Below are 12,508 nucleotides of genomic sequence, written 5' to 3' on the forward strand. Positions count from 1 at the left end.
TCAGACCTTCCACGAGCGCAGCTGGTCGGCGACGGCGAGGACTCCGACCCGGGTGTCGCGGATCTTGCGCACGAGGTCGGAGAGGGCGCCGTAGGGCGGGTCGATGCCTTCGCCGGACTGGCCCATGTACTGCGCGGCGACGAACGCGGCGTAGAGGCTGTTGCGGTGCGGCAGCGGTTCCAGGCGCACGATGGTGTGCATGAGCGCGGCGGCCCGCCAGGCGGCGTCCGGGTCGGCCGCGGCGAGGGTCGGCAGTTTGGTCTTGTGCCGGGATACGGCGGCCACGAGCGCGGAGTAGTCCGACACGGACATGTCCTCGTGGCCGAGGGCGGCCTCCTGGACGTCGAGCAGCCAGGAGACGTCGATGTACAGCTGCATCAGGCGGCCGCGGCCCCGCCACGCTCGGAGGGCGGCACCTCGTCGGGAAACGCGTCGTCGAACTCCCCACGCAACCGCTCGGCCCACGCGGACGCCCCCGCGACGAACCGACCGCGCTGCATCTCCCGCACCCCGAGGTCATGCAGATACTGCTTGAGACTCTTCCCCTCGGCCGCGGCGGCGACCCGCACTCCCTCGAGTTCCTCTTCGGTGAAGGACACATTCAGCGATGGCATAGGGCGATGGTACCTAGTTGGTGCCGTCGGGGGGAGGGGTGTGCCCTCCCGGGGCCGGCGAGGGGGTACGGACATGCCCGTCCGCCCCGCCGCCTAGGCTGCGGGAATGATCTCTAGCGACTACCTCTCCGAACTCTTCTCCCTCGACGGCAGGGTCGCCGTCGTGACCGGTGGCAGTTCCGGTATCGGACGGGCCGCCGCCGGGGCGCTCGCGCGGGCCGGGGCGAGTGTCGTGGTGGTGGCGCGGCGGGAGCGGGAGCTGGCCGCCACGGTGGACGAGTTGACGGCGGAGGGGTGTCGGGCGGCGTGGGTGAGTGGCGATCTGGGGACGCGGGACGGCATCCGGGCGGCGGCGGACGCGGTGGCCGGGGTGTTCGGGGAGCCGGACATTCTCGTGAACAGCGCGGGTATCAACCTCCGCCCGCCGCTGGGTGAGTTGAGCGAGGACGTGTGGGACACCACGATGTCCCTGAACCTCGAAGCCCCGCACCTCCTGAGCCAGCGCTTCGGCCCCGGCATGGCCGAGCGCGGCTTCGGCCGGATCATCCACATCACCTCCCAGCAGGCACACCGCGCGTTCGCCCAGAGCGGTGCGTACGGCGTGTCCAAGGGCGCGTTGGAGTCCCTGGCCCGCTCCCAGGCCGAGGCCTGGTCCCCGCACGGCGTCACCTGCAACACCCTGGTCCCGGGTTTCGTGCTGACCCCGCTCAACGAACGACTCTCCTCCGACCCGGAGATGGTGAAAGCCCTGGCCGCCCGCACCCTGATCGGCCGCAACGGCCTCGCCGAGGACTTCGCCGGCGCGACCGTGTTCCTGGCGAGCCGCGCCTCGGCGTACGTCACCGGGCAGTCGCTGTTCGTGGACGGTGGATTCTCCGCGCACTGAGGCCTGTCGGGAACGGTGTGGTCGTAGCCCGATCGCCGGTTACAACCGTGATCGGAGACACACCGCTCTGAAGGGGGCTACCACCCGCCGGCCGCGTCCCTCGTCCAAGTCCCGCTGCGTCGCGGGGTACGGCTGGCACGGAGGGACCAATGAGGTCCGCGGTCCGGCCCCCGGCGGTACGGTCACCGGGACGCGGGAACTGGTTCGCTACTTCACGGGAGAACCTAAGTGACAGACGCAGGCTTCAGCTCGGCCGACATAGACACCAGCAAGCCTCAATCGGCCCGCATGTACGACTACTTCCTCGGCGGCAAGGACAACTACCCCGTGGACGCGGCCGCCGCCGAGCAGGTCATCTCCTTGTTTCCCGCCGTCAGGGAGATGGCGCGGGTGAACCGTGACTTCATGCACCGCGCCTCCCGGTCGCTGGCCGAGCGGGGAATCAGCCAGTTCCTGGACATAGGCACGGGGATACCGACCAGGCCGAACCTCCACCAGGTGGTCCAGGGCATCAACCCCGGCGCCCGCGTGGTGTACGCGGACAACGACCCGATCGTCCTCCGGCATGCCGAAGCGCTCCTCCACAGCACTCCGGAGGGCAGCACCACCTACATCCAGGCCGATGTGCGTGAGCCGGGAAAAATCCTCGCGGCTGCCAGGGACATCCTGGACTTCGGGCAGCCGATCGCGCTCTCCCTGGTGGCCCTCCTGCACCTGGTCGCCGACGAGGACGACCCCCGACGCATCGTCGCCGAACTCCTCCACTCCCTTGCCCCCGGCAGCTATCTGGCCCTGTCCCACGCGACCGGAGACTTCGATCCGGAGACCTGGCAGCGCGTCGTCGAGGTCTACCGCCAGGGCGGCACCACCGCGCAAGTACGCTCACGCGACGAATTCGCCAGTTTCTTCACGGGACTTGAGCTCATTGAACCCGGCATAGCACTCGCCGCGGACTGGTACCCCGAGCCGGGCGGACAACCAGGCGGGACCGACCGGATCCCGTTGTACGTCGGGGTGGCCCGGAAGCCGTAGGACTACTCGGCCCGGTTCGCGGGCCCGCTCCCGGCGGGCCTCCGGAGCAGCCACTGCGCGAACGTCCGGCGGGGCGGCCGTACCACCACGCGTCCGTGCGCTTTGAGGCCGACCAGTTCCACGCGCAGGACGACCGGGGTGTCCGGACTCACCGGTGTGCGGCGGTACTTGACCCCGCTGTGCACGAGTTGCAGACCGTCGGTGTCGACGACGACACCCGGTCTCGTGATCAGCGTCAGGGTCTTGCCCGTCATGCCCACTTCGATCCGCAGGGTGTCGTGGGTGATCACCGCGTCGGTGAAGTCGAGGGTCACCTCGCAGTAGGTGACGGCGAGTTCGAGCTTGCGCGGTACCACCCAGCGGCCCATGCGCTCGATCGCGCCGCTGTGGACCTGCTCGATCCGGACGACGTCCTTGGCCGCCGCTCCGGTCCCGCCGACTGTCGCCAATGCGGGCGGCAGGTCGGCGGTGAGCACCGCCAGTTCGCCCAACGTGCGTGCCGACAGGGCGACTTCGAGTCGCTCGTCCAGCTCGTCCGCGGTCAGCAGGCCGTCCCCCGCGGCGACCCGCAGCACGTCCACCACCCGGTCCCGGTCCGCATGCGAGGCCCGCAGCTCGGGCGACGGGCCGGGGCCGCTGCCGGATTCCCTCCCGGTGGGCGAAATCTCTCCCGACATGCTTCCGTCCTGGTCCTGTCCGACGACTCCGCGCACGCGGTCGGCGGCGCGAGCAGAAGACTAACGCCGTATCCCGGCACGTGTCCGGACCGGTCGACCCAACTGCCGTGCCCTTGTGGCGAAAACGGACCGGGCGCGGTGATCTCGTCGATCACCGCGCCCGCCGTGGAAGGGAGTTCGTCACGCCGGGACGGGATCGGGCTCCTGTGAGGGGGTGTTCGCGTCCGGCCGCGCGGGGTTGAGGAGGCGCTCGGCGAGGGGGGCGAAGATCAGGCCCAGGGCCGTCCAGAGGATCAACTGCGCCGCGACCGAGTAGAAGCGGAAGGTGTAGAGCACGTCCGCCGGGAAGCCCGGATAGACGATGTTGCCCTTCGAGTCCTTCAGCGGGAGCGGGGTCTCGGTGGCCTGGTTGCCGAAGTTGGCCTTGTTGTACGAGAGATGGCCCAGCTGCGGCAGGAGCAGCATCACGATCCCGATCGCGACGACGAACGCGGCGCCCGCGAGGAGGGTCGCGTTCCAGTTGCCGTAGCGCTTCTGCAGGTACTTGCCGAGGTAGACGGCGCCCGCGAGGAAGGCGATCGAGCAGACGACCATGATCAGGTACAGGGCGCTGCGCTGCTTGATGGTCTCTTCGTGGCCGATCGCGGGCGGGTTCGCCGGGTACTTCAGGAACGGCACCAGGTACATGCCGAGGAAGCCGCCCCCGGCGACGAGGAGGGCGAGACTGCGGGCCCTGAGGCCTCCCGTGCGGCCGAGACAGACCGTGTACGCGACGGCGAACAGGGCGCCCATCGCCATGCCGAAGAACACCATGCCGACGCCGATGCCGACGTTGGCCTGGATGGTGCGGCTGAACAAGTCCGGGTCGGCCGCCTCGGCGGGGAGGCCGGCCGCCTTGTCCAGCGCGCTCTGGGCGGCGTCACGGCCGCTCTCGTAGTCGATGGCCTTCGCGATCTGAGGCTCGGCGAATATCCGCGCGAACACGAACGCGAGCAGGCCCGCCACCGCGCCGGCGAGTATGCCGCGCAGGATGAGCTTCTTTTCCATGTCGAGTTGTCCGTACGTCCAGATGCCGGCGGAGGGTCAGTGGCAGGGGAAGCCCAGGAAGTGCCGGGCGTCGTGGACGAACTCGTGGACGTGCATGTCGTTGCCGAACACCGACACCGCACCCTGGTCCACACCGATGAAGTAGTAGATCGCCAGCGCGATCAGAGCCGTGCCGACCAGCCAGACGATCGACTTGGACACCGGCAGGACGACCGGCGTGGACACCGGACGGGATGTGGAAATGCTGCTCACAGTGAGCCCTCCTTCGGGATCGTGCGTCCCTTGCGTGTACGGGCGAGTGAAGGTTCAGTGTCTGACTCACCCGTCGCCTTCCGGCGGCGGGCTCACAGTGGCGCGACCGTGCTGGAATTTCACCAGCTTCCTTATGCCATCACTACAGGGGGAGAGTACGGCGCGTGTCTGCGCACCGTCAATCAGGCCCGTTCCGACTACCGCTGTGACTACGGCTTTTGACGGGCGCCCGGGACCCGGACCGCGACGCTCACCGCTTGCTCGTGAGCCGCAGGTCGACCTCCTGTTCCTGGTCTCCCGACGCCGTGCCCCGCTCGTCCACGGCGAACGTGACGTTCAGGGCCTCGCGGAGCTGGTCGACGGCGACGTAGCCGCCCTGGATCGTGGCGGAGACCGAGCCCTCCAGGGGGAGGGGGTCGGTGGGTATCCACTCCTGCGTCGGCTCGAACTCCGCGGTCCAGACGGCGTTGCGGTCGCCCGGCTGTTCCTGGGGGACGTCGTCGAACGGCCGGTCGGTGGGGAACGCGGTCCGCAGGACGCCGAAGACGGTCGCGGCGTCCTCCTTGGACGCTCCGGTGAGGGACACGGTTGCCATGGGGGTCACTCTCCTTGAGGTGGTGCGGCGGGGGCGGTCAGGTGGGTCAGCGGCCGAGGGCGCGGGCCAGCTGCTGCTTGTTCATCGACGAACGGCCCTCGATGCCGCGCTTCTTCGCCTCCGCGTACAGCTGGTCCTTCGTCGGTCCCTGCGCCCCGCGGTGCGAGCGCTCGCCGCCGCGCTGCGAGGCGGACTTGGGGTCGCGGAGGGACGTCCTGCTCGCGGTCGCGGACTCACCGGCGCGGGCCCGCTCCTTGTTCACGGTGCGCGCGGCGATCTCCTTCGCCCTGCCCTCGGAGACACCTCGTTTCTCGGCACCTTCCTTGATGTGCTCGTACTGACGCTCTCGCTTCGCGCTGGATCCTCGCGGCACGGTGTTCTCCTTTTCTCTCCGCTCGGGAACGGCCTCCGGCGTACTCGGCTGTTTTCCGGCGATTTCCCAGGTACCCGTCGTCCGCCGCTTCTCACGCGGGCCCCCGACACGGGTCGTTCCCATCTGATGCGCGGGCCGTCCGGTGTGCGAGCAGACGGCCACCGAACGGATGAGGGTGCGGACCGCGCCGGCCGTCGGGGCGGCGGGCCGGGGTCACACGGGTGGCGTACTCGCGTGGCGTGGTGGCGGGCGGACACCTAGTAATGGACTGGATCAGCTTGTTCATCGCACTTCGGGGGGCGATAGCAGCATCAGCCTCTTCATGGAGCCGAGCATGACCACCCGCTCTTTCTCGCCCAGCCCGGACCAACCCGAGATACCTCACGGCGCCGCACCCCATCCGCTCGCGTCCTCCGACCGGGGACCGGCCGACGGAACGCCGCCGACGTCACGTCCGTCGCAGGAGGCTCCCGCCCGGTTCGGCCCCGAAGGCGACTACGCCGATCCGATGCACGGACTGCTGCACGCCGCCATCGCCGACCGGCCGCTGGAGGAGGTGCTCCAGCTCATCACCATGCTGGAGCAGTCACCGAAGTACGCGCAGGCCACCGTCGACGCCCTCCGGGCGGTCGGGGTGGACCGGTCCGTGGAGGACGTCACGCGTCTGGTGACCCTGCTGACCCAGCCACCACGCAACCCCGAGAGCGCCGACGAGGCGATCCGCGCGGCAGCCGAGCACCGTCCCGTCGAGGACGTCACCCGGCTGATGGCCCTGCTGCACCGGCCCCCGCTGGAGCCGCACTGCGGCGAGGAGGCGCTACGGGCCGCGGCCGGCCGGCCTGTCGAGGAACTCGTCCAGCTCATCGGCCGCCTGGCCGAGGACCAGGACGCGACCTCCCGGGCGACCAGCCGGTCCGTCGCCGCGACCGCCGCGGACTACGAGTCCCTCGGCCGCGACCAGGCGGCGGCGAACGCCCCGGAGCCCGCGGCCGACGACCGCCCCGCGCGTCAGCACCGTCCACGCCGTCCGCGTACGACGGCGCGGCGCACCGCTCCCCCGGTCTGGCCGAGGCTGGTCGCGGCGGTGGCGCTCGTGCTGTGCGGGCTGTCGTACTTCCCGCTGCACCGCGACGGAGCCTCCGCCGCCGCCTACGGGTCCGCGCTCGGGGTCTCGATCCTGTGCGTCCTGCTGGCATCGGCGCTGGTGCTCCAGGGCGGTGCGACCGTCCTCGCCGTGTCCGTGGTGGTGCCTGCCGTGCTGGCCGCCCTTCAGTTGTTCGACGGGCGGTTCCATTCCTCACGCGTCTCCGAGGCGCTGCGGCTCACCGCCGCGCCGTCCTGGTTCGCCGGACTGATGGCCGTACTCGCCGCACTCGCGGCGCTCACGGCCCTGCTCGCGCTGCTGGCGTCGCGGAGGTTCGGCAGGCAGCTGGACCTCGCCGGCCTTCCTGACCGTCGGGCGCTGGCCGATGCGGGCCAGTCGCCCCAGTAGGGCCGACGCCGGTCAGTGAGCGGTGGCGCCGGAGTCGATCTCGGCGTCACCGCTCGCGGACGGCACGCTCGACGCCGAGGCCTCGGGGCTGGAGGCGGCGCTGTGGCTCGGGGTGGCACCGGAGCTGTGGCTGGTCCTCGGCTCCGCGCTCGCGGACGGCGCTGCGGTACCGCCCGAATACGATCCCGCGCTGCTCGACGTGAGCGGCGTGGGCGTCGGGCTGTGTGCGGGAGTGTGCTTTCCGGCCGAACCTCCGCCGAACGACGTCCCAGTGCCCGACTCGTTCCTGACCGCGGCCGCCAGCGGCTTGCCCATGATGAGCTCCCCCGCGGTCACCGTGACCATCGCCAGGGCGAAGATCAGGCCGGTCGCCAGGGCGTACTTCTTCCAGCCGACGGACTTCCAGAACGAACCGGTCCGGTGGCTGCCCACCGATTCCGAATCGCCGTCGGAGGATTCGGAGGGGGTGTCGGGCGAATCGGCGGGCGATGTCGTGGTCTCGCCCGAGGAGCCGCCCCGCCCCCCGAACGCCGCCCGGGCGTCCGCGCGTTGCAGCGCCCGCTCCTCGCTCGGGGTCAGCGCCATCGCCACCGACGGCACTCTTCTGCGGATCCCCTCTCCCGTCCGCCGGAAGGCGTGCTGGAAGACCGCGGCGCCGGTCGTCGCGCTGGCGCTGACCACGGCCGCGCCGACGATCGTCCCGGTCACCCCCAGCAGAGACGCCAGCACCGCGCCCACCACGGTGGCGAGCGCACTCGCCACCACCTGGACAGCGGTCAGATCGAGCACCTTGCGCTTCGGCTCCCGCTTCTTGTCGTCTTTCTTGTCGTCCTTGGTGTGACTCTCCATCAACGTCCTTCAACATCCTTTGACAGTCCCGGAGCACGACAGCCGTCGAAGAGGCATGTGCAAGGTGTCGACTGCCCTGTCGGCGCTGTTTCACCTCAACTGGACGGAACAGGGCCGGACTTCACCGGTGCCGTCACGTCGACGACTGCTCCCGGAGCGCGTTCGTGAAGGGCGTGACCGGCCGCTCCAGGGGGTCGCCGTCCACGACGATGTCGACCGCCTCGTTGTAGAAGGCGAGGAGATCCTTGACGGCGCCGACCGCGGGCAGGGGCTGCGGATAGCTCCAGACGATGTTCGGCGGGACGGCGGGAACACCGGCCTCGCCCCGCCAGGACCAGTAGGTGGCGGTGCCCTTGTAGGGGCAGCCGGTGTTGTGGTCGGTCGGCTCGAACAGGTCCAGGCGGACGTCCTCGCGCGGGATGTAGTAGCGGGTCGGCAGGCCGGTCTCGAAGACCAGGACCGGGCGGTGGGTGTCGGCGACGACCGTGCCGTCGATCTCGACCCGGACGTGACGGCTGCTGGGGATGGCGTCGACGCGTTTGTGCGGGTCACGGGGGTGGATGAAGATCTCTTCCTCCTCCTCGTACCAGTGGTCGAGCCCCCGGCCGACCCGCCGGAACCACTCGAACGCGATGTGCCCGGCGAGGTCGTCGGCGGGGTAGGTCCAGGCCGCGTTCTCCGTCAACTCCTGGCCGGTCACCAGGTCGTAGAAGATCCGGGAGCCGGTGTGCGTGCCGGTCGGCGGGTTCTTCGCAGGGCGGAGGAGGTCCTCGCGTACCTCGTCGTGCGGAAAGGCGTAGAGCGGTACGGGGATGCCGGGCTCCCAGACGAGGACGGGGTGGCGGCTGTCCACGACGGTGGTGTCGCCCTTCCGGCCGCGCACCCAGCGCGGGCTGGGCTCCCAGAGGAGTCCTTCGGGGGTGGTCCTGACGTCCTGTGCGGTGGGGAACGTACTCATGGCAGGTGCTCCCTGGTGGGTGGGGCGGCCCGGATCGGCCGCTGTGGCTGATCGTTGCGTGCTCGTTGCTTCTGACGGTGGTTTCTTGCCAGGTGTCGGCGGCGAGGGTTCACTGGACGGGTGCCGACCTTCGCCACCACGCTGACGGGCTTCTGGCCCTCGCGTCGTGTCTACGTCTTCGACGTGTTCTGTTGCCGTGCGCCGTCCCCGACACCCGCACAGCACCTGTAGAACTCGCGAGAACAGAGGTCCACCATGTCCGTGACCGATGAACTGCTGGCCAACAACGCCCGGTACGCCGAGACCTTCGTAGGTCCGCTCCCCCTCCCTCCCGCCAGGCATCTCGCCGTCGTGGCCTGCATGGACGCGCGCCTCGACGTCTACGCGATCCTCGGCCTGCACGAGGGCGAGGCCCACGTCATCCGCAACGCGGGCGGTGTCGTCACGCAGGACGAGATCCGCTCGCTCGCCATCAGCCAACGGCTCCTGGGCACCGAGGAGATCATCCTCATCCACCACACGGACTGCGGCATGCTCACCTTCACGGACGACGGCTTCAAGGCCGCGATCGAGGAGGACACCGGGCTGCGCCCGTCCTGGGCGGCGGAGGCCTTCGGCGATCTGGACGCCGACGTACGCCAGTCGATCGCCCGCATCAAGGCCGACCCCTTCATCGTGCACAAGGACCACGTCAGGGGCTTCGTGTTCGACGTGGCCACGGGGAAGCTGAACGAGGTCGGCTGACGGGGACGGCGAGGGCACCGGGGCAGGTGTTCCCCGGTGCCCGATTTCACGAATTCCCGTGTGCCCGGGTCGTGTTGTGACGGAAGATCCCCACATGACACAGCATCAGAGCGACCCGGCACCGGCGACCGGCGCGGCCGACTCCTATCTCGCGGCACTCCGTCAACGGCTCGCCGCCGACGGGACGTTGGTGACCGGGACCACCTGGCGCGACCGCCCGGTGACGATAGGCAGCCGGTCGGACCGCAAGGCGCGGTGGTTCGGCACCAAGGCGGAACTGTTCGTCCTCGCCGCCGCGGTCCCCGGCGTCGACCAGGCGCTGCTGACCGAGTTCACCGGGTGGGCGCTGGACTACGCGAAGAACCTGCGGGGCGGCCTCTCCGGCGCCCGCAACGCGGCGCTGATCCTCCCCGCGCTGGTCACCCCCAGCGCCCAGCCGGCCGCGCGGACCTGGGCGGCCCAAGACGCCCGGGTCCTCGGAACGTCCCTGATCGGGCGGCCCATCACGGTGGAGACCACGGGTTCGGGGGTCACCCGGGTCACCATGTACCGGGGCGGCAGCAGGTACGGCGGAATGTTCACCGGGCACGTCCTGGAGAAGGCGGCACTGTACTTCCCGTAGCGAGATGAGCAACAGGCTTTGCCGAAGCCGCTGTTGGCGAGTGGTGAGCGCGGACCGTCCGGTCCCCCTCCTCCCACTCGCCGCCAACTCCCCTTGCCCACATACCAGTTGCCCGCACCCGCTCGACCAGCGCGTCAGCCAATGGGCTCAGGCATCGGCCGCACGTCATACGCGAGGCCGATGACATCCCCACCGGCCGGGTCGGCCAGCTCCACGCGCCAGCCGTCGGCGAACTGGTCGACGCCCGCGGCCATGGGAATGGTGCCGGAGATCAGCACGGTCCCCGGTACCAGGTCACCGCGGGAGCGCAGCACGTCCACCCAGTAGCCCGGGGTGAGGAGTTCGGCGAGCGTGCCGGTCTGGATCTCGGTCTCGGTGCCGCCGTGGCTCACCCAGGCGCGCAGAGTGAGTTCGTCGATGCGGGACTCCACATCGGCCAGGCGCCAGGCACGGCGGGCCAGGACGTCGGGGCCCGCGTTCTTGCTCCACGCCACCCCGTGCACCTCCAGGTCGCGGTCGGTGTGATCACAGGCTGCGGTCAGCAGCAACTCCCCGTCCTCCGCGACCACCAGCGCCCACTCCGCCTCGCCCGAGGTGCGGCCGTGCTGGACCGCGACGCGCTCGGTCTGCTGGGCGAGGTACGGGGAGACCGGGTACAGCGCGGGCGTCACGGACGGTCCGGGGACACCCAGCTCGGCCAGCTCCGCGACGTGTGCGGCGACATCGTCCTGGCTGCGCCCGGCGTATCCGGCGTTGAGGACCTGGACGACGTCGACCTCGCGCGTCGATCCGTCGGGCAGTTCGAAGGTCAGCACGGCCATGAGGGCACTCCCAGGGATCGGGGAACAGGGAACGGGACACGGAGGACGGACCCCTGCGGATCCTGATTTCTCCGCGGTTAACTTCCGGCGCAGGGCTTGCGCATACGACCTGTATACAAGAAGTATGCCGGAAGGTCGATGTCCCCGAGCAAGGATGGGCACCATGCACGACACCCCGAAGAGCGACACCGGCGCCGCGGAGAGGCGCTCCGGCGTCCGCCGCGCCTTCGTCGCGAGCCTCACCGGCACGGCCCTGGAGTGGTACGACTTCGCCGTCTACTCCGCCGCCGCGGCGCTGGTCTTCGGCGATCTGTTCTTCCCGTCCGAGGACCCGCTCACCGGCACGCTCCTGGCGTTCTCCACCTACGCGGTCGGCTACGTCTCCCGCCCTCTCGGCGGCTTCGTCTTCGGCCGGCTCGGCGATGTGATCGGCCGCAAGAAGGTGTTGATCGCCACACTCGTTCTGATCGGCGTGGCCACTTTCGCCATCGGCCTGCTGCCCGCCTACGGCACGATCGGTGTGGCAGCGCCGATCGCGCTGGTCGTGCTGCGCTTCGCCCAGGGCGTCGGCGTGGGCGGCGAGTGGGGCGGCGCCGTCCTGCTGTCCAGCGAGTTCGGCGACCCGCGCCGCCGGGGCTTCTACGCCTCAGCCGCCCAGGTCGGCCCGCCCGCGGGCAACCTGCTGGCCAACGGTGTGCTCGCCGCCCTCGGCGCGCTGCTGACCGAGGCACAGTTCGAGTCGTGGGGCTGGCGGGTGGCGTTCCTGCTGTCCGGCGTGCTGGTCGGCTTCGGGCTGTGGATCCGGGCCAAGCTGGAGGAGACCCCGGTCTTCAAGGCGATGGAGGCCGAGCAGTCCCGCCCCCAGACCCCGATCCGTGAGGTCTTCACCACCCAGCCCCGCGCGCTGACCGCCGCGATCCTGTGCCGGGTCGGCCCGGACGTGCTGTACGCGATGTTCACCGTCTTCGTGCTGACGTACGCCACCCAGGAACTCGACATGTCGCGTGGCTCCGCCCTCGCGGCCGTCCTCATCGGCTCCTCGGTCCAGGTCTTCCTGATGCCCCTGGCCGGCGCCCTCTCCGACCGCGTCAACAGGCGCCTGCTGTACGGCGTTTCGGCGGTCGCAGCCGCCGTGTGGCCGTTCGTGTTCTTCCCGATGGCGTCCGGCGCTCCTGGCTGCCCCTCGCCGCCGGAGTCCTGGTCGCCCTGGTGATCCACTGCTGCCTCTACGGCCCGCAGGCCGCCTTCATCGCCGAACAGTTCTCACCCCGGCTGCGCTACACCGGCTCCTCACTCGCCTACACCCTGGCCGGCATCATCGGCGGCGCCATCGCCCCGCTGCTCTTCACCACCCTGCTCAGCGCCTACGACAGCTGGGTGCCGCTGGCCCTCTACATCGCCCTCGCCTCCGCGATCTCCCTGGTCGGCGTCCTCCTCGGGCGCAACCCCGAGGCCGCCGTCGACGAGGACGCACAGCTCGCCGCGCCGAAGACCCCGGCCGCGGCCGACCTCCCCCTGTCCCACTGACCCCGGCCCCAGAGAAGGA

The 12,508-nt window shown here is 70.3% G+C and carries 15 protein-coding genes, 1 pseudogene and 1 riboswitch; of the genes and pseudogenes, 6 read left to right on the plus strand and 10 right to left on the minus strand.

Features of this window, described 5'->3' with window-relative positions; translation table 11 throughout:
- Both OHT77_RS02610 and OHT77_RS02615 read right to left on the minus strand, forming a co-directional pair.
- Entirely contained in the window at positions 1 to 378 is a 378-nt protein-coding gene (locus OHT77_RS02610) for a toxin Doc (protein WP_266778913.1), read from the minus strand.
- On the minus strand, positions 378 to 614 hold the full coding sequence (locus OHT77_RS02615; RefSeq protein ID WP_328826284.1) for a hypothetical protein: 237 nt from the start codon (positions 612 to 614) through the stop codon (positions 378 to 380). Before OHT77_RS02615 ends, OHT77_RS02610 begins: the two co-directional genes overlap by 1 nt.
- 106 nt (positions 615 to 720) lie before the next feature.
- On the opposite strand from OHT77_RS02615, the gene OHT77_RS02620 reads away from it, so the two are divergent.
- Together OHT77_RS02620 and OHT77_RS02625 are read left to right on the plus strand one after the other, a co-directional pair.
- Positions 721 to 1,500, plus strand: coding sequence for an SDR family NAD(P)-dependent oxidoreductase (locus OHT77_RS02620; RefSeq protein WP_328826285.1), 780 nt, complete (start codon positions 721 to 723; stop codon positions 1,498 to 1,500).
- Positions 1,501 to 1,728: 228 nt separating this feature from the next.
- Complete coding sequence (locus OHT77_RS02625) at positions 1,729 to 2,532, plus strand: SAM-dependent methyltransferase (RefSeq protein WP_328826286.1); 804 nt, start codon at positions 1,729 to 1,731, stop codon at positions 2,530 to 2,532.
- Positions 2,533 to 2,534: 2 nt separating this feature from the next.
- Here OHT77_RS02625 and OHT77_RS02630 read toward each other — a convergent pair whose 3' ends face one another.
- The 5 genes from OHT77_RS02630 to OHT77_RS02650 form a co-directional block, all read right to left on the minus strand.
- Positions 2,535 to 3,209, minus strand: a complete 675-nt coding sequence (locus OHT77_RS02630) for a DUF1707 SHOCT-like domain-containing protein (protein ID WP_328826287.1) — start codon at positions 3,207 to 3,209, stop codon at positions 2,535 to 2,537.
- A 180-nt stretch (positions 3,210 to 3,389) separates the two neighbouring features.
- On the minus strand, positions 3,390 to 4,256 hold the full coding sequence (locus OHT77_RS02635) for a CbtA family protein (protein ID WP_328826288.1): 867 nt from the start codon (positions 4,254 to 4,256) through the stop codon (positions 3,390 to 3,392).
- Positions 4,257 to 4,292: 36 nt separating this feature from the next.
- A complete protein-coding gene (locus OHT77_RS02640; RefSeq protein ID WP_329550818.1) occupies positions 4,293 to 4,508 on the minus strand; it encodes a CbtB domain-containing protein in 216 nt (71 codons plus the stop codon).
- Positions 4,509 to 4,565: 57 nt separating this feature from the next.
- Positions 4,566 to 4,639, minus strand: a riboswitch (cobalamin riboswitch).
- Positions 4,640 to 4,758: 119 nt separating this feature from the next.
- Complete coding sequence (locus tag OHT77_RS02645; RefSeq protein WP_328826289.1) at positions 4,759 to 5,103, minus strand: hypothetical protein; 345 nt, start codon at positions 5,101 to 5,103, stop codon at positions 4,759 to 4,761.
- 46 nt (positions 5,104 to 5,149) lie between these two features.
- Positions 5,150 to 5,476, minus strand: coding sequence for a plasmid stabilization protein (locus OHT77_RS02650; RefSeq protein ID WP_328826290.1), 327 nt, complete (start codon positions 5,474 to 5,476; stop codon positions 5,150 to 5,152).
- A 334-nt stretch (positions 5,477 to 5,810) separates the two neighbouring features.
- Here OHT77_RS02650 and OHT77_RS02655 point away from each other — a divergent pair, with 334 nt between their 5' ends.
- The gene (locus OHT77_RS02655) at positions 5,811 to 6,968 is read left to right on the plus strand and encodes a hypothetical protein (RefSeq protein WP_328826291.1); all 1,158 of its coding nucleotides are present in this window, start codon (positions 5,811 to 5,813) and stop codon (positions 6,966 to 6,968) included.
- A 12-nt stretch (positions 6,969 to 6,980) separates the two neighbouring features.
- Here the strand turns inward: OHT77_RS02655 and OHT77_RS02660 are convergent, their stop codons facing one another.
- On the minus strand, positions 6,981 to 7,817 hold the full coding sequence (locus OHT77_RS02660; RefSeq protein WP_328826292.1) for a hypothetical protein: 837 nt from the start codon (positions 7,815 to 7,817) through the stop codon (positions 6,981 to 6,983).
- A gap of 133 nt (positions 7,818 to 7,950) precedes the next feature.
- A complete protein-coding gene (locus tag OHT77_RS02665; protein ID WP_328826293.1) occupies positions 7,951 to 8,775 on the minus strand; it encodes a DUF427 domain-containing protein in 825 nt (274 codons plus the stop codon).
- 255 nt (positions 8,776 to 9,030) lie between these two features.
- On the opposite strand from OHT77_RS02665, the gene OHT77_RS02670 reads away from it, so the two are divergent.
- Together OHT77_RS02670 and OHT77_RS02675 are read left to right on the plus strand one after the other, a co-directional pair.
- Positions 9,031 to 9,519 (plus strand): beta-class carbonic anhydrase, encoded by a 489-nt coding sequence (locus tag OHT77_RS02670; protein WP_328826294.1) that lies wholly within the window; start codon positions 9,031 to 9,033, stop codon positions 9,517 to 9,519.
- Positions 9,520 to 9,613: 94 nt separating this feature from the next.
- Positions 9,614 to 10,141 (plus strand): hypothetical protein, encoded by a 528-nt coding sequence (locus tag OHT77_RS02675; RefSeq protein ID WP_328826295.1) that lies wholly within the window; start codon positions 9,614 to 9,616, stop codon positions 10,139 to 10,141.
- A gap of 134 nt (positions 10,142 to 10,275) precedes the next feature.
- Here OHT77_RS02675 and OHT77_RS02680 read toward each other — a convergent pair whose 3' ends face one another.
- Positions 10,276 to 10,962 carry a DUF2848 domain-containing protein gene (locus OHT77_RS02680; protein WP_328826296.1) on the minus strand — a complete coding sequence of 229 codons (687 nt, stop codon included), beginning with the start codon at positions 10,960 to 10,962 and terminating at the stop codon, positions 10,276 to 10,278.
- Positions 10,963 to 11,125: 163 nt separating this feature from the next.
- Here OHT77_RS02680 and OHT77_RS02685 point away from each other — a divergent pair.
- A pseudogene (locus OHT77_RS02685) lies at positions 11,126 to 12,489 on the plus strand (MFS transporter).
- Positions 12,490 to 12,508 lie beyond the last annotated feature (19 nt).

It is taken from the genome of Streptomyces sp. NBC_00252 (assembly GCF_036187565.1).
In the GTDB taxonomy this organism is placed as follows: domain Bacteria; phylum Actinomycetota; class Actinomycetes; order Streptomycetales; family Streptomycetaceae; genus Streptomyces.